20 protein-coding genes and 1 other annotated feature are annotated in these 19,261 nt (G+C 36.8%); of the genes, 15 read left to right on the top strand and 5 right to left on the bottom strand.

All coding sequences use genetic code 11. The features are described from left to right. The first annotated feature begins 188 nt into the window (after positions 1-188). The 12 genes from PYW42_RS10535 to tnpA all read left to right on the top strand — a co-directional run bounded on the left by PYW42_RS10535 (position 189) and on the right by tnpA (position 10,244). Entirely contained in the window at positions 189-1,376 is a 1,188-nt protein-coding gene (locus PYW42_RS10535; RefSeq protein WP_002367107.1) for an FtsW/RodA/SpoVE family cell cycle protein, read from the top strand. Positions 1,377-1,400: 24 nt separating this feature from the next. Continuing rightward, a complete protein-coding gene (locus PYW42_RS10530) occupies positions 1,401-1,760 on the top strand; it encodes an arsenate reductase family protein (RefSeq protein ID WP_002381535.1) in 360 nt (119 codons plus the stop codon). 5 nt (positions 1,761-1,765) lie between these two features. Then, positions 1,766-2,080, top strand: a complete 315-nt coding sequence (locus tag PYW42_RS10525; RefSeq protein WP_011109554.1) for a glycine cleavage system H family protein — start codon at positions 1,766-1,768, stop codon at positions 2,078-2,080. A gap of 53 nt (positions 2,081-2,133) precedes the next feature. Further along, positions 2,134-2,381, top strand: a binding site (T-box leader). Positions 2,382-2,494: 113 nt separating this feature from the next. Next, a complete protein-coding gene (locus tag PYW42_RS10520; protein ID WP_002356639.1) occupies positions 2,495-3,532 on the top strand; it encodes a methionine ABC transporter ATP-binding protein in 1,038 nt (345 codons plus the stop codon). Continuing rightward, positions 3,525-4,211 (top strand): methionine ABC transporter permease, encoded by a 687-nt coding sequence (locus PYW42_RS10515; RefSeq protein WP_002356640.1) that lies wholly within the window; start codon positions 3,525-3,527, stop codon positions 4,209-4,211. Before PYW42_RS10520 ends, PYW42_RS10515 begins: the two co-directional genes overlap by 8 nt. A 14-nt stretch (positions 4,212-4,225) precedes the next feature. After that, complete coding sequence (locus tag PYW42_RS10510) at positions 4,226-5,044, top strand: MetQ/NlpA family ABC transporter substrate-binding protein (protein ID WP_002411086.1); 819 nt, start codon at positions 4,226-4,228, stop codon at positions 5,042-5,044. Positions 5,045-5,391: 347 nt separating this feature from the next. Then, positions 5,392-6,207: an isoprenyl transferase gene (locus tag PYW42_RS10505; protein WP_002356646.1), complete on the top strand. Its 816-nt coding sequence runs from the start codon at positions 5,392-5,394 to the stop codon at positions 6,205-6,207. Then, the gene (locus tag PYW42_RS10500; protein ID WP_002359680.1) at positions 6,204-7,004 is read left to right on the top strand and encodes a phosphatidate cytidylyltransferase; all 801 of its coding nucleotides are present in this window, start codon (positions 6,204-6,206) and stop codon (positions 7,002-7,004) included. The genes PYW42_RS10505 and PYW42_RS10500 overlap by 4 nt, the downstream gene beginning before the upstream one ends. A gap of 763 nt (positions 7,005-7,767) precedes the next feature. Next, a complete protein-coding gene (locus PYW42_RS10495) occupies positions 7,768-8,418 on the top strand; it encodes a Dph6-related ATP pyrophosphatase (protein ID WP_002411087.1) in 651 nt (216 codons plus the stop codon). An 87-nt stretch (positions 8,419-8,505) separates the two neighbouring features. After that, positions 8,506-8,733, top strand: coding sequence for a hypothetical protein (locus PYW42_RS10490; protein ID WP_002362220.1), 228 nt, complete (start codon positions 8,506-8,508; stop codon positions 8,731-8,733). A 147-nt stretch (positions 8,734-8,880) separates the two neighbouring features. Then, positions 8,881-9,612, top strand: a complete 732-nt coding sequence (locus tag PYW42_RS10485; protein WP_002411088.1) for an HAD family hydrolase — start codon at positions 8,881-8,883, stop codon at positions 9,610-9,612. 176 nt (positions 9,613-9,788) lie between these two features. After that, complete coding sequence (gene tnpA, locus PYW42_RS10480; protein WP_002411089.1) at positions 9,789-10,244, top strand: IS200/IS605 family transposase; 456 nt, start codon at positions 9,789-9,791, stop codon at positions 10,242-10,244. Between the two features lie 125 nt (positions 10,245-10,369). Here the strand turns inward: tnpA and PYW42_RS10475 are convergent, their stop codons facing one another. The 5 genes from PYW42_RS10475 to PYW42_RS10455 all read right to left on the bottom strand — a co-directional run bounded on the left by PYW42_RS10475 (position 10,370) and on the right by PYW42_RS10455 (position 15,645). Then, positions 10,370-11,482 carry an SHOCT domain-containing protein gene (locus tag PYW42_RS10475; protein WP_002411090.1) on the bottom strand — a complete coding sequence of 371 codons (1,113 nt, stop codon included), beginning with the start codon at positions 11,480-11,482 and terminating at the stop codon, positions 10,370-10,372. Between the two features lie 101 nt (positions 11,483-11,583). After that, positions 11,584-12,135 carry a DUF5067 domain-containing protein gene (locus tag PYW42_RS10470; RefSeq protein ID WP_010783600.1) on the bottom strand — a complete coding sequence of 184 codons (552 nt, stop codon included), beginning with the start codon at positions 12,133-12,135 and terminating at the stop codon, positions 11,584-11,586. Between the two features lie 222 nt (positions 12,136-12,357). Further along, entirely contained in the window at positions 12,358-13,167 is an 810-nt protein-coding gene (locus PYW42_RS10465) for a TPM domain-containing protein (RefSeq protein ID WP_002381542.1), read from the bottom strand. Further along, complete coding sequence (locus tag PYW42_RS10460; RefSeq protein ID WP_002359695.1) at positions 13,164-14,309, bottom strand: TFIIB-type zinc ribbon-containing protein; 1,146 nt, start codon at positions 14,307-14,309, stop codon at positions 13,164-13,166. The genes PYW42_RS10465 and PYW42_RS10460 overlap by 4 nt, the downstream gene beginning before the upstream one ends. 103 nt (positions 14,310-14,412) lie before the next feature. Continuing rightward, positions 14,413-15,645 (bottom strand): SPFH domain-containing protein, encoded by a 1,233-nt coding sequence (locus PYW42_RS10455; protein WP_002381543.1) that lies wholly within the window; start codon positions 15,643-15,645, stop codon positions 14,413-14,415. A gap of 207 nt (positions 15,646-15,852) precedes the next feature. Between PYW42_RS10455 and pbp4 the strand changes: the two genes are divergently transcribed. The 3 genes from pbp4 to rimI all read left to right on the top strand — a co-directional run bounded on the left by pbp4 (position 15,853) and on the right by rimI (position 19,256). Continuing rightward, positions 15,853-17,895, top strand: a complete 2,043-nt coding sequence (gene pbp4 / locus PYW42_RS10450) for a penicillin-binding protein PBP4(5) (protein ID WP_002411091.1) — start codon at positions 15,853-15,855, stop codon at positions 17,893-17,895. Between the two features lie 115 nt (positions 17,896-18,010). Further along, a complete protein-coding gene (gene tsaB, locus PYW42_RS10445) occupies positions 18,011-18,730 on the top strand; it encodes a tRNA (adenosine(37)-N6)-threonylcarbamoyltransferase complex dimerization subunit type 1 TsaB (protein ID WP_002362637.1) in 720 nt (239 codons plus the stop codon). Next, complete coding sequence (gene rimI / locus PYW42_RS10440) at positions 18,702-19,256, top strand: ribosomal protein S18-alanine N-acetyltransferase (protein WP_002384199.1); 555 nt, start codon at positions 18,702-18,704, stop codon at positions 19,254-19,256. Before tsaB ends, rimI begins: the two co-directional genes overlap by 29 nt. The last annotated feature ends 5 nt before the right edge of the window (positions 19,257-19,261 follow it).

Below are 19,261 nucleotides of genomic sequence, written 5' to 3'. Positions count from 1 at the left end.
TCTATACCTATCTGAAGTGGAAGAAACGTAATTTTTGTAGAAAAATTAAGCATGAATAAATGGCGATCGAAAAGAAAAATTTTTATTGAATTCTCTAAAGTTTTTCTCAAATATAGTAGAATTCCTTTCTTTTCTTCTGTGAGAAAGATATAATAAAAAACGTATGAACAAAGGAAAAGGGATGACGAATGAATAGAAAAGAGAAAACAAATTTAGATAGTCGAATTGATTACGGCGTGATATTACCAGTTTTTCTTTTATCACTAATTGGTATGCTATCGCTTTACGTAGCGCTTTACAATGATCCAAGCAAACCTAAAATTGGTAGCTTGTTAATGAAACAAGGACTGTGGTATTTAGTCGGAGGATTAAGTATTGTCATTATTATGCATTTTAGCTCAAAATTACTCTGGCGTTTAACGCCCGTTTTTTATGCACTTGGATTAGTCTTAATGGGATTACTACTGAAATTCTATGATCCCGTGCTAGCAGAGCAAACAGGTTCTAAAAACTGGATTCGCTTTGGTGGCACCACATTCCAACCATCGGAATTGATGAAGATTGCGTTTATTTTGATGTTGGCCTATATAGTGACCATGCATAATGTTAAATATGTGGACCGAACACTCAAAAGCGACTTTTGGCTAATCGCTAAAATGCTATTAGTCGCGATTCCGGTAATTGTTTTAGTACTTTTACAAAAAGACTTCGGGACGATGTTAGTTTTCTTAGCCATTTTTGGGGGAGTTTTCTTAATGTCTGGCATTACTTGGAAAATTATTGTGCCCGCCTTTATCATAGCTGCTCTAGTCGGAGCTGGAACCATCTACTTGGTAACAACAGAAACAGGAAGAGACTTATTGTCTAAAATTGGCATTAAAGCTTATCAATTTGATCGGATTGATTTATGGCTAAATCCTTTCCATACAGATCCAGATCGCTCATTCCAACCAGCGCTAGCATTAACAGCAATTGGTTCTGGGGGCCTTTTCGGAAAAGGCTTTAACGTGAGTGATGTGTATGTCCCTGTTCGTGAGTCAGATATGATTTTTACAGTTGTTGGTGAAAACTTTGGCTTTATTGGTGGCTGTTTCATTATTTTGTTGTATTTTATTTTAATCTACCGCATGATTCGCGTTTGTTTTGATACAAATAATGAATTCTATGCCTACATTGCCACAGGAATTATCATGATGATTTTGTTCCATGTTTTTGAAAACATTGGAGCGAATATTGGTTTACTACCATTAACTGGGATTCCATTACCGTTTATTAGTCAAGGTGGTTCTTCCATTTTAGGTAACATGATTGGGGTGGGCTTAATTATGTCCATGCGTTACCAACAAGAAACGGTTCGTACCAGAAGTGGTCGTTAAAGAAAGAAGAAAGAAGGGGTAGAAATGTACACACTTTATGAATATCCTAAATGCTCAACTTGTAAAAAAGCGAAAGCGTGGTTAGATCAACAAGGCGTTAAATACCAAGCAATTGATATTAAAGCAACACCGCCTAGTAGTGAACAACTAGCAAAATGGATGAAAGAAACCGGCTTGCCTGTTCGTCGTTTTTTTAACACAAGTGGGGTTTTATATAGAGAACAAGGCTTAAAAGATCTTGTTGACAGTTTTTCTATTGAAGAAGCAAGTCAGCGTTTAGCTGCGGATGGCATGTTGATTAAGCGTCCAATTCTCTTAAAAAACAATACATTTCTAACGAATGGTTTTAAAGAAGCAGATTACGAAGGAGTGCTTGGAAAATGAGGGAAATGAAACAAATTGATCAATTATGGATCTTACCAACAGAAGCAGGTTATAAAATTGGTTTAACCGCCGAAGCCCAAGAGGATTTAGGAAAGATTACTTTTGCAACATTTCCAAAAGTCGGACAAACATTAGCTAAAGGTGATTCTTTAATTGAATTAGAAGCAGAAAAAGCAGTCAGTGAATTCAGTAGTCCATTATCTGGTAAGGTAGTCGCGATTAATGAAGCGGCTGATCAAGAGCCAAGTGCGTTAGATGAAGAAAATGCCTGGATTGCTGTTTTAGCAGATGTTGAACCAACAGAATTTGAAAATCTTTAGTCTTACGTTGACAAGGCCAATGTTTATTGCTATAATTTTCTCAATCTAATCAAAAGAAAGCTTTGAAAAGAAGAGTACATGTTAAGGACGTTTGAAGAGAGCCCTGTTTGCTGAGAATGGGTAACAGATTTAAGATGGAAGATGGTCTTTGAGCAGAGTAAGTGAGCGAAGCAGTGAACTTACTACGGGGCGCCCGTTACAGCCAGCGGTATGCGAAGAATCAAGTACCGTATGAGGTTATTATTGAGAAATAATAGCGAATTAAGGTGGTATCACGAAATGACAAACTTTCGTCCTTTTTGCTGTAATAGCAAAAGGATGGAAGTTTTTTTGTTTTTATTAAGCAAATTCGTTTCATAAAAAGTGCGAAACCTTCAAAATAAGAAAGTAGAACAGAAAGAAGAGGAGAACAAAATGGCATTAATTGAATTACGTCATGTAAAAAAAGAGTTTTCCGGTAAAGCGGGTAAAGTCACGGCTTTAAAAGATATTGATTTAACGGTTGAATCAGGTGATATTTATGGCATTATTGGCTATTCAGGTGCAGGAAAAAGTACGTTGGTTCGCCTATTGAATGGGCTTGAGACACCTACAGAAGGTGAAGTAGAAATTCAAGGACAAGATATTGCATTGTTGCCAAATAAAGAACTACGAAACTTCCGTAAAAAAATTGGGATGATCTTTCAACATTTTAATTTATTATGGTCACGGACGGTCCTAGAAAATATCATGCTCCCATTGGAAATTGCTGGTGTTCCAAAACAAAATCGGAAAAGCCGCGCAGAAGAGTTAATCAAGTTGGTTGGTTTAGAAGGACGGGAAACCGCCTACCCAAGTCAACTCTCTGGTGGGCAAAAGCAACGAGTGGGGATTGCCCGTGCCTTAGCTAACAATCCTGACATTTTGCTTTGTGATGAAGCAACGAGTGCTTTGGATCCGCAGACAACTGATGAGGTGCTAGAATTACTACTAAAAATCAACCAAGAATTAAATTTAACGGTTGTATTAATTACCCATGAAATGCACGTGATTCGTAAAATTTGTAATCGCGTAGCCGTGATGGAATATGGTGAAATTGTTGAAGAAGGTAAAGTAATCGATATTTTCAAAAAGCCTCAAACAGAAATTGCGAAACGCTTTATCCAACAAGAAGCGGATAAAAACATTGAAGAAACGGAACTGGTTGTTGAAGAAATGTTGGAACAATATCCGAATGGAAAAATTGTTCGCCTACTTTTCCACGGCGAACAAGCGAAATTGCCAATTATCTCGCATATTGTCCAAGAATATCAAGTAGAAGTCAGTATTATTCAAGGGAACATTCAGCAAACAAAGCAGGGTGCAGTGGGTTCTCTTTATATTCAATTATTAGGCGAAGAGCAAAATATTCTAGCAGCCATTGAAGGATTACGTAAACTTCGTGTAGAAACAGAGGTGATTGGAAATGAATAATCGTGGCTTAGCAAGTTTCTTTGATTTTTCCCAAATTGATATAAGTAAACTACAAGAAAAAACGATTGAAACACTCTATATGACAGGGATTTCAATCATAGTGGTCGCCATTTTAGGGCTGATTTTAGGACTACTACTTTTTGAAACGTCAGGCAGAAAAGGGATTTTGAGCCGATTACTGTATTGGCTAGTGGCCATTTTTGTAAATATTTTCCGTTCGATTCCGTTTATTATCTTAATCGTTCTGTTAATTCCTTTTACAAAAATTATTTTAGGGAGTATGTCTGGTGTCAAAGGCTCCTTACCAGCATTGATTATTTCCGCAGCACCTTTTTATGCTCGCATGGTCGAAATTGCTTTTCGTGAAGTCGATAAAGGCGTGATTGAAGCAGCCAAAGCAATGGGGGCCAATCGTTTCCAGATAATTTGGAAAGTTCTATTACCAGAAAGTCTGCCAGCGCTTGTTTCTGGCTTAACCGTTACAACCATTTCTTTAGTGGGCTACACTGCAATGGCAGCTGCTATTGGAGCGGGCGGTTTAGGAAGTTTGGCGTATCAAGATGGCTTCCAACGTGGTCAAAATACAGTTACCTTAGTAGCAACGATTTGTATCTTAATTATTGTCTTTGCGATTCAATGGCTTGGGGATACAGTCGCTAAAAAAATAGATAAACGATAAATGGAGGGAATAAGATGAAAAAACGTACATTATGGTCAGTAATTACTGTAGCAGCAGCTGTCTTAATTTTAGGGGCTTGCGGCAATAAAAAGAGTGATGACTCGGTCTTGAAAGTTGGAGCTTCACCAGTTCCACATGCAGAGATTTTAGAACATGTAAAACCTTTATTAGAAAAAGAAGGCGTAAAATTAGAAGTGACGACTTATACAGATTACGTGCTACCTAACAAGGCGTTGGAAAGTGGCGATATCGATGCCAACTATTTCCAACATGTGCCGTTCTTTAATGAAGCGGTTAAAGAAAATGATTATGACTTTGTGAATGCAGGTGCGATTCATTTAGAACCAGTTGGGCTTTACTCGAAAAAATACAAATCGTTACAAGAAATTCCTGATGGTTCAACGATTTACGTTAGCTCTTCCGTTTCAGATTGGCCACGTGTTTTAACGATTTTAGAAGATGCTGGTTTAATCACGCTGAAAGAAGGGGTAGACCGGACAACTGCTACTTTCGATGATATTGATAAAAATACTAAAAAGTTGAAATTCAATCATGAAAGTGATCCAGCAATCATGACCACTCTTTATGACAATGAAGAAGGGGCTGCGGTTTTAATTAACTCAAACTTTGCCGTGGATCAAGGATTAAATCCGAAAAAAGATGCGATTGCCTTAGAAAAAGAAAGTTCACCTTATGCCAATATTATTGCGGTTCGTAAAGAAGACGAAAACAACGAAAATGTAAAAAAATTAGTCAAAGTGTTACGTAGCAAAGAAGTCCAAGATTGGATTACGAAAAAATGGAACGGTGCCATTGTTCCAGTCAATGAATAAAGAGAAAAAGACAATAGAACAAAAACTTGAGGTCGGGACAGGCGTGTTAAGCTTCAAGAAATAAGAAGAAAGTTCTGAAAGATGCTTTTTGTCTCTCAAGGACGTTCAGCTTATTTCCGAAGAAGCTGCTCCTGTCCCGTTGTTTATTTAAAATTTTAGGGCTAGGCAGATACATCATGTTGATTTACCTGCCAAGTCTAAGTTTTTTTCTTTTAAAAAAGGACCATAAATGATAAAGTTACAAGGAATTTCTTAATTATCAGGAAAATTCAGGGACTATGCATAGGCATTTGCATTAGTTATTGTTATAATAATTAAGATAGATTTTTTGGAATGGAGGGAAAAAGATGTTACGTTTTTTTCCGCAAAAAAATAAATATGTAGAAGAAGCAAGCCAGTACGCCTTTGATAAAGAAGGCCAAATTCCGCAGCACATTGCCATTATTATGGACGGAAATGGCCGGTGGGCACAGAATCGAAGACTGCCGAGAATTGCTGGACATAAAGAAGGCATGGATACGGTCAAAAAAATAACGAAGCATGCTAGTCATTTAGGCGTTAAAGTTTTAACACTTTATGCATTTTCAACGGAAAATTGGAAGAGACCAACAGATGAAGTCAATTTCTTAATGCAATTGCCTGTTGATTTTTTTGATACATTCGTGCCTGAATTAATTAAGGAAAATGTTAAAGTCAATGTAATGGGCTACCAAGAGTTTCTACCAAGCCATACGCAAGATGCTGTTAAGCGGGCCATTGAGCAAACCAAGGACAATACGGGCATGGTTTTGAACTTTGCTTTAAATTATGGGGCGCGTGCGGAGCTACTAACTGCCATGAAACAGATTGCTGCAGAGGTTTCAGAAAAAACATATACGGCAGATGAGATTACAGAAGAAACGATCGCAGATCACTTAATGACTGGCTTTTTACCCACGGAACTTCGTGATCCAGAATTGTTGATTCGAACAAGTGGGGAAGAGAGAATTAGTAATTTCTTGTTATGGCAAATTGCTTATAGCGAGTTGTTTTTTACAAAAGCATTATGGCCTGATTTTTCAGGGGACACTTTAGAAACCGCGATTGCTTCTTTCCAAAATCGTAATCGTCGTTTTGGAGGTCTAAAAGAAACTACAGAAACAGAAGGGAGCGATCCGCAGTGAGACAACGTGTCATCACAGCTATCGTCGCATTAATCATCTTTATTCCAATTATCTGGTATGGTGGTTTTGCAATTGAGATTGCCGCTGTTGCTTTGGCAGTAGTCGGCGTGTACGAGTTATTCCGTATGAAAGGATTAACGTTATTAAGTTTTGAAGGTGTTTTATCAGCATTAGGGGCCGTTTTTTTAGTTATCCCGACAATTAAATGGTTAAACTTTTTGCCGGAAATGCAAACAAATTTCATTTTATTTTATGTCACTGTAATGTTGTTGTTAGGTGCTTCGGTGATTTCTAAAAATACATATACGATTGAAGAAGCTGGCTTTCCAGTTATTGTCAGTTTATATGTAGGGATGGGGTTCCAGAACTTTATTAGTGCCCGTTCCGCAGGTTTTGAAGTCTTGTTATTTGCTTTATTCATTGTCTGGGCAACGGATATTGGTGCATATCTATTTGGACGCCGATTTGGTCGTCATAAATTGATGCCAGATGTTTCACCCAACAAGACAATAGAAGGTGCACTTGGTGGTATTTTATCAGCCGTGGTTGTAGCAGCGTTGTTTTTAGTTTTCACAGCTAATAAAGGGCTATTTCCTTATCCGATGCCGGTGATGCTCGTATTGACGGTTCTATTTTCTATAGTAGGGCAATTCGGTGATTTGGTTGAATCTTCTATCAAACGTCATTATGGCGTGAAAGACTCTGGTAACATCTTGCCAGGACATGGCGGTATTTTAGATCGTTTTGATAGTTTATTATTTGTATTCCCAATTATGCACTTATGTGGATTATTTTAAATTGATTAACAAAATTTAAAAAAGTATCGTCAAATAAGCAAAAATCCAGAAGAGAGACTCTTCTGGATTTTTGCTGTTTATTGAGATAATGCGTGAAACACTGACAGAGTATGTTTGAGATAAGTTTAATTTTAAACATACGGTGGTTTTACTCTTTAATTGACAATAGCCTTCTCTTTAAAGAGAAGGCTATCTAACGAATCAATATTATTATTTTAAAGTTGGATCAGACTATTTCTAGTATTCAAGTATTTTTCATTTAAGCGATGTATTCCCTACCTCTAATACATCCTTGTATCTCTCTAGACACGCCAGTTTTGAATAAAATCATCAAAACAATTGAATGGTTCGTTTAAAAATATTTTTCGTGTTCTAATTATTATAACATAAAACTCGTCAACTGACCACTAGCTGACGAGTTCATAATTTTTCCAGATAAATAGACAGCCGTTTTCCGCCGACTGTCTAAGATTAAGATAGATTTGTAAAGAAGTGAATAAATGCTTCCTACTATCTCTTTATAACATGAGGAAAAGAAAACTGCAAAAGATAGCTGTGTTTTTTGAAAAAAAGATCAGCTGGTTTCCGCCAGCTGATCATCCGTTGAAAAGAGATATAAAGAAGTGAATAAAGCTTGCTTTACCTCTATTTTATACCATGTTTTGATTCAAATAACTATTCAGTATTAGTTATACTTAAATAATAAATATGTATACGGATGTATTATTTTGAGGTATAGTCATAGAGAAAAGAGGGAACGTTTATGAAAAAATTTTGTTTAAGTTATAGCTCTGGTAAAGATTGTTTATTGGCGATGGATCGATTGATACAAGCAGGAAATCAGCCAGTAGCGTTAGTGACAACACTAAGTGATGAAATTAATCGTTCTTGGTTTCACGGGATACCAATCTCCGTCTTAGAAGCAGCGGCTGAAGCGTTAGATTTACCACTTGTTATCTCACATAACAATGAAACAAATTACACAGAAAAAGTGGTTGAGGCACTGCAGGAAACCCAAAAATTAGGTGCAGAAACGGTTTGTTTTGGCGATATAGATATTGAACAAAATGGTGCTTGGGATCGCCAAGTTGCATTAAGTGCTGGACTTGAACCACAATTACCTCTTTGGCAGGAAAATCGCGAAGTACTTGTGAAAGAATTCTTGGCAAAAGGGTACACAGCAATTATCAAAACGGTCAGCAAAGAGGCAGGTATTCCAATAAAATTTTTAGGAGAACCGTTAAATGAAACATTTATCACGTACCTTAAAGAGCATCAATTAGATATTTGCGGAGAAAACGGGGAGTACCATACGTTGGTAATTGACGGCCCGCTATTTAAAAAGAGGCTCAATTATTATACTTCAGGAATTTATGAAAGTCCTTATGCTTATTCCTTGATTATTGATGCTTAAATGAAAGTAAAAGGATACAAGCTGCCACTTTTTCTAGGGATATGCTATAATTAACTTAAGAAAAGTAGAGAAAGTGAGTGGTTAATTATGGAAGAAACTGTCTTTTTTAATTTAGGAAATGCCCTTGCTTCAAAAAGAGATCAAAAAGAATTAATTAAAGAAGCCCAAATTGCGAAAGATACTCGAAAGATTCCAGGAAAACTGATTATCGTTGAAGATGAAGAAAATGGTACCCATATTTTATTTGAATTAGCTGATCAAACAGAACCGTCTGCTGAAACAAAAGAATTCAAAGTGAAAAAAGTAATCGATTAATATAAAAGCAACGAATTTTTCTAAATTCGTTGCTTTTTTATATTTTTTTACACAAATGATACAAAAAGAATATCAAAATCAAATAAATGATTAGTATACTTGAAGAAACAAATAGGAAGCAAAGCAAACGTTTTGAGGTGTTCTTTCATGGAAAATCGAGGAATTTTATTTGATAAAGATGGTACGTGTATTCGTTTTGACACTCTTTGGCAAGCAGGTTTGAAAGCTTGTTTTGAAACACTAAGTATGTTAGCCCCTCATCATTCAGCAGAAATAAAAAAGATATTAGCTATTCAGGAGCAACGTTTTTTGCAAAAACATTTACTTGATGAAGTCCTTTATCAGGAACTGTATCAGGAATTGGCGCAATTTGAGGAATTAGTCGAACAGGGAATCAGCAGTCGATGGCTGGAGCAATTTTTTTATGATTATTTACGAAAAAATCTGAAAAAGATTGAACCAATTGGCGATTTAAAACAGTTATTTCTTGAGCTGAAACGGAAGAACTATAAAATTGGATTAGCAACTTCAGATACTTTGCCAGCGACTATGTTGATTATGGAATATCTTGGTTTAACAGAAATGTTTGATTTTATTGCGACAGGAGATCGTTACTTACCGAAACCAGATGCGGACATGCTCCAAGCCTTTTGTCAGTCATGTCAATTGAAGCCGACAGAAGTAATTATGGTGGGGGATTCGCTCGTGGATGTTTTCATGGGAACTTGTCATGGCAAAGCAGGAATTGGTGTTTTAACAGGCAACTGCCAGTCAACTGATTTTGAAAAGTTTGAAGTAGCTTATTTTCGTGATATCCATGAAATACCTTATCAAGAATTATGGGAAAATACCAAGAAGAAAAAAATCCTGAAAAGATGACGAGTCTTTTCAGGATTTTTTTTATTAATGACTTTAGTCAGTCGAAATCTCTAAAGAGATTTCGACAAAAAAACCACGCGTACTGCGCGTGGAGGCCAGAGCTTTAGCGATAAAAACTCCTTTCGATATAATAGATAAAGGCTACCAACCGTTATCAAATCGAAAGGAGTTTTTGAATGTCGAACGACGATAAAAGTTTAGCACATACTCGTTGGAATTGTAAGTATCATCTTGTGTTTACACCAAAATATAGAAGAAAAGTAATCTATGGTCAATTGAGGCGAGATATAGGGAAAATACTAAGGAAATTGTGTGAGATGAAAGAAGTCGAAATCATTGAAGCGCATGCAATGCCCGACCATATCCATATGTTGGTAAGAATTCCGCCGAAGTTGAGTGTATCAGGTTTTATGGGTTTCTTAAAAGGAAGAAGTGCAGTAATCATTCATGAACGTCATGCGAATTTAAAATACAATTATGGAAATCGATCCTTTTGGTCAAAAGGCTATTATGTGAGCACTGTAGGATTGAACCAAAAAACGATAGCTAAGTATATACGAGAACAAGAAGCAGAAGATCGAGTAAGGGATAGTATAAACAAAAGAGAGTATAAAGATCCATTTAGGAAGTAACAACTAGATAAGAATAGAATGGTAGCGGTTGGCAGTCTCTAAAAAAAGCTCCCTTAAAGGGAGCAGCAGGTAGCGAGCCCTTCTAGGGCTATTAAAAAGCCACCCGCTATGCGGGTGGATATTTACTAATCTAATTGAAGCAATTGCCGTTTCTTTTGTTGAAATTCTTCTTCTGTTAGAATTCCTTCATCAACTAACAGTTTTAAATTTCTTAACTCAGCCATTACGTCTTCAATAGCGCTAGATGAGTTTTTTTGTGAATCAGATAGCTTTGGTTCAATCGGTTGGTTTTCATCACTCTTTATAGGAGTTGGTATTTCTTTTTCTTTTATTCGACGAACAATAGTGTCTAATGATGAAAGGGCTCGTTCGGCGTTGAAACGGGCTCTATCGATCGCTAATTGACGATCAAATTCAGTAGTTTGCTCACTAAGTGTCTTTAAAAAGGAAATAGTGATGGTTGGACGTTGCAAATCATCTAGATTAATCAAAATATAGACACTACTGACGCGATCATAAGGTACGTTTTCTTCGGTGAAATGGGTATTTTTTTTCTCTAAAATTTTGTAATCAGCGATAATGCTTACGGGCAAAATTTTTGATGAACCAACCAGTCGAAATTTTTTTTCAGGTTCATCGAATTCAATCGAGCCAGCAATAGTTGTTGTAGGATTGAATAGCCGGTTGTCTTCTTGGACATTTCTTAAATCCGTCAATGTCCAAGTTTGGGTATATCCTTGTCCTTGGACACCGAGTTGACCTGCACATTTCTTACAGATTTGGTAATTATCTGAAGTTAAATATTTTCCTTTATTATCCTGACAAAGAGCACATAGATTTCCATAAACTTCAGCATTTTTTTCATTTGCTTTTGCGATTTCAGACTGCTTGTTTATTAACTTTTGCATTTGTTGTAAATCAGCTAAACTTTTTTTATCAACGGACCAAGTGGATACTTTAAGTTTTTTTAAACAGCTTTTTCCTACGCGATAAAAATCACTCGTAAAGTACTTGCCAGTTTCCTCTTCGCAAAGATAACATAAATTTCCCTTTGCTTGCATTGCTTGATCCTTTTTTATAATTTCTTCTTGACGTTTTATAATACTTTCCATTGTTCGATCTTTAATTTCTTTTGGTTTTAACTCTAAATGTTCTGCACAATGTTTACAGATACCGTGATTATCAAAGGTGATGATTTTACCAGGATTTAGATCACACAGTTCGCACATACTTTTCATGGGATGACTCCTTTTGGTTAAGATAAATTAATTTTACCATTCAACTCTATGAAGAACAAACCAAAAAAGCAAGTAGAACTAAGTGCCTACTTGCTTACAGACTATTTAATTGTAATTTCTTCAACAGCGATAGGATCTCCCATGCTGAACATACTGTCTCTGAAAGTAAAAGTTACAGGTTTTGTTTCATCAGCAAATTCATAAGGGTATGCTGCTTGGACAGTTGCGCCAGGATTAACTTTTTTATTTAACATGTCAATTCTATCTTTAATCGGAGAATCATTAACAATTCCATAAGTTAAATCTTCTGTTGTATCGCCGGTATTTTGTGATACGCTAACAAAGCTAGAGTATAACATTTGTACATCTTGTGCTTCCTTAGTGTTATTAGTCAAATCAAATAGTACATAAAAGATTGGTTTACCATCGAAACTTGTACCTTTTTGGAATTCGGTGATTTTTAATACACCATCAGGAACAGTCAATGTTCGATCTTTATAAGTCCCTTTATCTTCTTTAGCTTTTGTTTCAGTTGTTGCGGTAGCAGTACTTGAAGTTTTTTTAGTTTTATTAGTGTTGTTTGTTCCAGAACCACATGCACCTAAAATCAGAGTACTAATTAAAACTAATCCTAACATAGAAAATTTTTTCATTTTCACTTTACCTCCCATAGTTTAGTTAATGATTTGTAGCGCTTACTAAATAGTTGAAAACAATCCCCAATTAAATAACTTTGGACTACAAATCACTTAGTTTAAATGAAAATAAGTATACCGTCCTGTGTAAAAATAACACACCACAGTATACTTATTTTATCATTATTCCATAAAAATAACACCATTATTTTTATGAAATAATTAAAAAAGATAAAAAATCTAAAAACTTCGACCGCCGCCACCGAATGTACCGCCGCCAGTTGAGTGGGTGGTGCTACCACCACCGCCCATTCCGCCACTGCCACCATTGTTTTTAGGAATACGACGAGTAGTGATGAAAGAGTTGGTTAACTGATCTGTGCGGGAGGTTAAGTTTAACGTTGTTTTTTCCCTAAAAGGATATTGATAACTTGAAAATTTTAATTGATATTTAGAAATATTGATGCCTAAGAAGACCAAGCTGAGTATCAGCGCAGCAGCAAAAGCAATTACCATTTCCAGCGGGGTAATGACTTTATAACGAGTGATTTTACCTGTTTCGCTGTCCACACGATAGTGACCCCCAGGAACCCCTTTATCAACAAATGCTTGAGTTTCCTGAACAAAGGTTTGAGCAGCCGCAAAATAATTTCCTTGACTCATTCCATCCATTACTTTATCTAAGGTATCATCAATTCGTGCATCCGTCATATAATCAATCATGTTTCCAGAAGTAGAGATGTAGACTTTCCGTAAGTCCATATCAATGAGAAAAAGAATCGCATTTTGATCCTTACCAACTTTATTTAAAAGATAATGATCTGCATAGTCTTGTTCATCACCATAAGTATTATTATTTGTGGTCACAATAAAGACAGAGGCTTTGGTCTTTTCTTCTAAAGGTTGTATCTCTTGTTTTAGTTGGTTGATTTGATCAGGTGTCAGTAATTGTGCACCATCATCAATTGAATTTTCAGCCGCCGAAACGGGTAGGGCAAGGCCAAAGGAAAGAAGTATTAGGAAAAAAATAGGTAAAAGTCGTTTTTTCATAGGAAATAACCTCCTAATAAAAAGAGTGCTAAGAGTCCAGCGAAAATGCCTAACGTTGCTAGCCCTAAACGAGTGTAACTAATTGGAAGTACACCGCTTACTTTACCTGTTTGTCCATTCATGGCGTAATAATAAACCTTTTTTGATTGTTCCTGACTGCGATAGGTGACTAACCAAATTGGTAAAAGCATATAGTGATTATTTTCTTGGTTTAGAGAAATATCCGTGCGAACATTTGTCAACGTAGTATAACCAGAAGCAGAGTCCCGTAACAATGATTCCGAATAATCTTGTAATTCTTGTTGGACGTGTTTTTTGATTGCTTCATATTCAATATCGCGTTTTTCTGCTTGAAAACCTGCTAGGTATTGGCTTTTGAAAGGCACTGCTTGATCAATTAAAAATGGTTGAACGCCTTCCACCATTTTTTGTTGGACGTTTTTTGACAAGGCATTTTTAACTAATTCTTTAAACGATAATTTTCCTGAACGTCCCACATTGAAACGTTTTGTTTCGGTGTATTCAATATCACCTACGCGCCAAATGCGAATACTTGTGCCAGTAGCTTGGAGTTGTCCATCGACTTCTGCATCAACGACCCAATAGGGGAAGTAAACCCCAGTTAATTTATCAATTTGATTTTTGCTGAAAAAATCTCGGGGAATGAACCATTTTTTCTTGGTCCAAGCGAGAAATTTTTCAATCGCTTCGTCTTTTTCAATTGTAAAGGGTAAGACATTTTCTGGTAAAAATTCGCCACTTAATCGACCAGCCAAGACAACTGGATTATGGCAATAATAACAGTATGTGGCTGCTGTTGTTGCATCGGTGACAATTTGAGCGCCACAGCTTGGACAATTAAAAATTTCCATTGTGCCTGCATCGGCAGTTGTTTCATTCTCAGTGGTCTCTGTTTGTTGCGTGGCGGAGGATTCTTCTTCCGCTGTGAAAGTCAAATTTTCCTCGGCGGTCGTTGTTGAGGGATTCTCTAAATGTGCCTCATGTTGCTGTTGCTCATAACGAGTCACTTCTTCTTCCGTGTAAATATTTAAACAATATTCACAATGAAATTTTTGATCTTTGGGATTAAATAAGAGCGGGCCGCCACAGTTGGGGCATTTATGGGTAAATGTTGTTTCCATTGCAACCGTCCTTTCTAATAGAGTGAGTAAATAACAGGAATCTGATTCAAAGAAAAAGGGTAGACTTGTGCCTGACCCTTTTCTTTAATTGTTCACTACTTGCTTATAAAGGAACCCCTTGGAATGGTTTACCACAATGTGGACAGAACTTAGGAATACCATTACTTAAGTCAACAATTTCGCTACATTCACTACATTTCATTTCTAATTTTGGCTTCTCGTTTGTTGGTTTTGGTGTACCACAGTTTGAACAAAACTTCCCAGTGTTTTCAGTCCCACATTGTGGGCAAGTCCAAGTGTCTGTAGACCCTTGTGCGTTTTGCTGGTTTTGTTTTTCTTGCATTTGTTGTTGGTTTGTTTGAGACGCTTGCGCAAAGTAGTTACCATTTGCATTCATGCCCATACCAACGCCCATAAAGCCGCTCATAGCGCCACCTTCATTTTTACCAGCAGCCTCCATACCACGAGCCAAGGAACCTTGAACATAACCTTCGCGAACACCTGGATCGCTGAGCATAGCTCCTTCATTTCGCATGTTGATTAATTTAGTTGAATCATCTGTATAAGAAATGCTCGCAACTGCTACAGAAACAATTTCCATGCCGCGATTGGTGCGCCAATCCTCATCAAGTGCAGTTTGCATATATTTACTTAATTCAACACTTTTTGAGGGAACATAAGAAATACGTTGCCCATCAGCAGACATTTGATTGATTGCTGCTTGCAATGCTGTAATGAACTCTGCCAAATATTGTTCATTAATATCATTAATATCTACTTGCGTTTGATTTTTAGGAATCGCATTAGTATAAAATAGCAAAGGATCTGTAATTTTAATTGAGTAATTTCCGTGTGCACGTAAGAAAAGTTCGGCATTATAAAAATTATCAAAATAGTTTAATGGCGCAGGTGTTCCAAATTTAATGCCTTTAATTTCTTGCAAATTAATATAAAAAACTTGTTGTTTTTGTGGAGTTACGCCACCAAATTTGAAACGACTGAAGGTCTCTGCAATCGCATCTTTTAAAGAACCGTTAAACATTGAAGGCGCAGAATCATTTTTGACTGTATAATAGCCTTCTTCAGCAGTGTAATCGATGATTTTGCCACCATCAACAAGAAGCATCATCATGTTGGGATAGACATGTACAACAGAACCATCTGTTAAAACATCGTCCGTTCCTTTACGATTAGAACCACGTTTATCATCTTTACGTACAAAAACACCTTTTGTCATGACGGTTGTGTCCCCCATATTATCAGGTTCAATAACCTCTAGCCATTGATCGGCCAAGCCACCGCCAACTGAACTTGTTGCTGCTTTAATAAGTCCCATGTTCATTCCTCCTAATAAAAAACTAATTGTTACAGCTAGTATACCACACAATGAATGCAGAGAAATCCAACGAAAGCCTGATGAAATGGAAAAAATTGATCAAACTTTATTAAGAAATTAAAAAAAGTATAGGTGAAACACAAGCATTTTAAAAAAAGTTACGTATAATAGAAGAAAAGACATATTATATAGTTAGGGGATTATTGAATGGAACGAAGCAATCGTAATAAAAAATCTTCAAAAAAACCACTTATTCTTGGTGTTTCTGCCTTGGTTCTAATCGCTGCTGCCGGTGGCGGGTATTATGCTTATAGTCAATGGCAAGCCAAACAAGAATTAGCCGAAGCGAAGAAAACAGCTACTACATTTTTAAACGTATTGTCAAAACAGGAATTTGATAAGTTACCGTCCGTTGTTCAAGAAGCTAGCTTAAAGAAAAATGGCTATGATACTAAATCTGTTGTTGAAAAATACCAAGCAATTTATTCAGGGATTCAAGCAGAAGGAGTCAAAGCTAGTGATGTTCAAGTCAAAAAGGCGAAAGACAATCAATACACATTTACCTATAAATTATCGATGAGTACCCCTTTAGGCGAAATGAAAGATTTGTCTTATCAATCAAGTATCGCCAAAAAAGGCGATACCTACCAAATCGCTTGGAAGCCGTCTTTAATTTTTCCAGATATGTCAGGAAATGATAAAATTTCGATTCAAGTAGATAATGCCAAACGTGGAGAAATTGTCGATCGTAATGGTAGTGGGCTAGCAATTAACAAAGTGTTTGACGAAGTGGGCGTAGTGCCTGGCAAACTCGGTTCTGGCGCAGAAAAAACAGCCAATATCAAAGCTTTTAGTGATAAATTCGGCGTTTCTGTTGATGAAATCAATCAAAAGTTAAGCCAAGGATGGGTCCAAGCAGACTCCTTTGTACCAATCACAGTCGCTTCTGAACCAGTGACAGAATTACCAACAGGGGCTGCGACAAAAGATACAGAGTCACGTTATTATCCGCTGGGGGAAGCAGCTGCGCAATTAATCGGGTATACGGGCACCATTACTGCAGAAGATATTGAAAAAAATCCAGAGTTAAGTAGTACGGGCGTAATTGGTAAAACTGGCTTAGAACGAGCGTTTGATAAAGAATTAAGAGGGCAAGATGGTGGCTCACTAGTTATTTTAGATGACAAAGAGAATGTCAAAAAAGCTTTACAAACCAAAGAGAAAAAAGATGGTCAAACGATTAAATTAACGATTGACAGTGGCGTACAACAACAAGCCTTCGCTATATTTGACAAACGCCCTGGTAGTGCGGTCATTACCGATCCTCAAAAAGGCGATTTATTAGCAACGGTTAGTTCACCTTCGTATGATCCTAATAAAATGGCCAATGGCATTTCTCAAAAAGAATATGATGCTTACAATAACAACAAAGATTTACCATTCACAGCACGTTTTGCGACAGGCTATGCACCAGGCTCTACCTTTAAAACAATTACCGGTGCCATTGGTTTAGATGCAGGGACATTGAAGCCAGATGAAGAGCTAGAAATTAATGGTTTGAAATGGCAAAAAGATAAATCTTGGGGCGGCTATTTTGCGACACGTGTAAAAGAAGCAAGTCCAGTCAATCTGCGTACCGCTTTAGTTAATTCAGATAATATTTATTTTGCCCAACAAACATTACGGATGGGGGAAGACAAATTTAGAGCGGGTCTTAATAAATTCATTTTCGGTGAGGAACTAGATTTACCAATTGCCATGACGCCTGCTCAAATTTCAAATGAAGATAAATTTAATTCTGAAATTCTTTTAGCAGATACGGGCTACGGTCAAGGCCAATTGTTAATTTCGCCAATCCAGCAAGCTACCATGTATAGTGTTTTCCAAAATAATGGAACATTGGTCTATCCAAAATTAGTTTTAGACAAAGAAACGAAGAAAAAAGACAATATAATCAGCGCCAACGCAGCGAATACAATTGCCACAGATCTTTTAGGTAGTGTGGAAGATCCTTCAGGTTATGTTTATAATATGTACAATCCGAACTTCTCATTGGCTGCTAAAACAGGAACAGCTGAAATAAAAGATAAACAAGATACAGATGGCAAAGAAAACAGTTTCCTTCTAACGTTAGATCGTAGTAACAATAAATTCTTAACAATGATTATGGTTGAAAATTCAGGAGAAAATGGTTCTGCAACAGATATCAGTAAACCATTAATTGATTACTTAGAAGCAACCATTAAATAAAAAGAGAAAATGAACGAAACGAGGTTTCTGTAAAAAGAAACCTCGTTTTCCCTTTTTAGAAAAAGGAAAGTGTGCTACAATGAAGCGACTAAATTGTAGAAGGAAAGGGATTCGTGTGCGAATTTTAGCAATAGATACATCTAACCAAACATTGAGTATTGCTGTGTGTGAAAATCAAAAAATTCTGGGAAGTTATACAGCAACGGTTAAAAGAAATCATAGCTTAACATTAATGCCGGCAATTGACTATTTGATGAGTCAATTGAACTTGGCGCCAACGGCAATTGATCGTTTTGTCGTAGCAGAAGGACCTGGATCATACACTGGCTTACGTTTAGGCGTGACGACTGCCAAAACATTGGCCTATACTTTAAAGAAAGAGCTAGTAGGCATTTCCAGTCTACAAACGTTAGCTGCCAATTGTGTTGGACAAACCGGTTTAGTTGTACCTCTTTTTGATGCGCGTCGTAAAAACGTCTATGCTGGTGCTTATCGGTTTGTCGATGGCGTGTGGCAAAATGAGTTACCGGACCAACATATTTCACTGCGGGAGTTATTAGAACAACTAAAAAATGAACCAAATCTTTTTTTTGTTGGTGAAGATGTTGAAAAATTCACTGAAGAAATAGCTCAAATCATTCCTCATGGAGAAATTTGTGATGTCCCGCAATGGCAAATTCCTAATGCTGCAGTTTTGGCTGCGTTAGGTAGTGTGGCTGAACCTGTTGAAAATGTTCATGGGTTCTTACCTGCGTATTTGAAAAAAGTAGAAGCGGAAGAAAATTGGTTGAAGACACACACGCCTAATGGAGAAAGCTATGTGGAAAAACTTTAATTTTGTGACAAAATACTTTACAAAAAGACGGCAACGGTATATAACTAAAACCATTGCAATGAACCAGCAAGAATTTCAATTGCGTGAAATCACTTACCAAGATATTAAGGATTTACTTGCAATTGAACGCGAAGTTTATGCTGGGGAACTTCCTTGGACGATGTCTGCTTTCATGGCAGAACTTGGCTCAAAAGCGCCGCATCTCTATTTGTTAGCGGCAATTAACGGGAAAACAGTTGGCTTTATTGGCTGTCGGATTCAAGGAACGGATGCACACATTACGAATGTCGCTGTTCACACAGCATACCAAGGCTTAGGTTTAGGTCGTTCTTTAATAGAAGAAACGCGAATTTTTGCCAAGAAAAATCGTTGTGAAACCTTATCGCTAGAAGTACGAATGAGTAATGTTAAAGCCCAACGTTTGTATCGAAAAATTGGCTTTGCCTCACAGACGGTGAAAAAAGGCTATTATGACGAAAATAATGAAGACGCACTAGAAATGATAATTGATTTAAAAGAAGAGTGAAGAAA

This window comes from Enterococcus faecalis (assembly GCF_029024925.1).
Taxonomy (GTDB): Bacteria; Bacillota; Bacilli; order Lactobacillales; family Enterococcaceae; genus Enterococcus; species Enterococcus faecalis.
Note: the sequence above shows the minus strand (reverse complement) of the source record. Positions and strands in the feature narration are given on the sequence as shown.

Coding starts and splice junctions, on each gene's coding strand:
- PYW42_RS10455 (WP_002381543.1), bottom strand. CDS start 15,645: ATGGGACTTATTAAAGCAGCAACAAGTTCAGTTGGCGGTGGCTTGGCC.
- PYW42_RS10485 (WP_002411088.1), top strand. CDS start 8,881: ATGGAAAATCGAGGAATTTTATTTGATAAAGATGGTACGTGTATTCGT.
- tnpA (WP_002411089.1), top strand. CDS start 9,789: ATGTCGAACGACGATAAAAGTTTAGCACATACTCGTTGGAATTGTAAG.
- pbp4 (WP_002411091.1), top strand. CDS start 15,853: ATGGAACGAAGCAATCGTAATAAAAAATCTTCAAAAAAACCACTTATT.
- PYW42_RS10495 (WP_002411087.1), top strand. CDS start 7,768: ATGAAAAAATTTTGTTTAAGTTATAGCTCTGGTAAAGATTGTTTATTG.
- PYW42_RS10460 (WP_002359695.1), bottom strand. CDS start 14,309: ATGGAAACAACATTTACCCATAAATGCCCCAACTGTGGCGGCCCGCTC.
- PYW42_RS10515 (WP_002356640.1), top strand. CDS start 3,525: ATGAATAATCGTGGCTTAGCAAGTTTCTTTGATTTTTCCCAAATTGAT.
- PYW42_RS10510 (WP_002411086.1), top strand. CDS start 4,226: ATGAAAAAACGTACATTATGGTCAGTAATTACTGTAGCAGCAGCTGTC.
- PYW42_RS10505 (WP_002356646.1), top strand. CDS start 5,392: ATGTTACGTTTTTTTCCGCAAAAAAATAAATATGTAGAAGAAGCAAGC.
- PYW42_RS10470 (WP_010783600.1), bottom strand. CDS start 12,135: ATGAAAAAATTTTCTATGTTAGGATTAGTTTTAATTAGTACTCTGATT.
- PYW42_RS10525 (WP_011109554.1), top strand. CDS start 1,766: ATGAAACAAATTGATCAATTATGGATCTTACCAACAGAAGCAGGTTAT.
- PYW42_RS10530 (WP_002381535.1), top strand. CDS start 1,401: ATGTACACACTTTATGAATATCCTAAATGCTCAACTTGTAAAAAAGCG.
- PYW42_RS10490 (WP_002362220.1), top strand. CDS start 8,506: ATGGAAGAAACTGTCTTTTTTAATTTAGGAAATGCCCTTGCTTCAAAA.
- PYW42_RS10475 (WP_002411090.1), bottom strand. CDS start 11,482: ATGAAAAGTATGTGCGAACTGTGTGATCTAAATCCTGGTAAAATCATC.
- PYW42_RS10465 (WP_002381542.1), bottom strand. CDS start 13,167: ATGAAAAAACGACTTTTACCTATTTTTTTCCTAATACTTCTTTCCTTT.
- rimI (WP_002384199.1), top strand. CDS start 18,702: ATGGAGAAAGCTATGTGGAAAAACTTTAATTTTGTGACAAAATACTTT.
- PYW42_RS10520 (WP_002356639.1), top strand. CDS start 2,495: ATGGCATTAATTGAATTACGTCATGTAAAAAAAGAGTTTTCCGGTAAA.
- PYW42_RS10535 (WP_002367107.1), top strand. CDS start 189: ATGAATAGAAAAGAGAAAACAAATTTAGATAGTCGAATTGATTACGGC.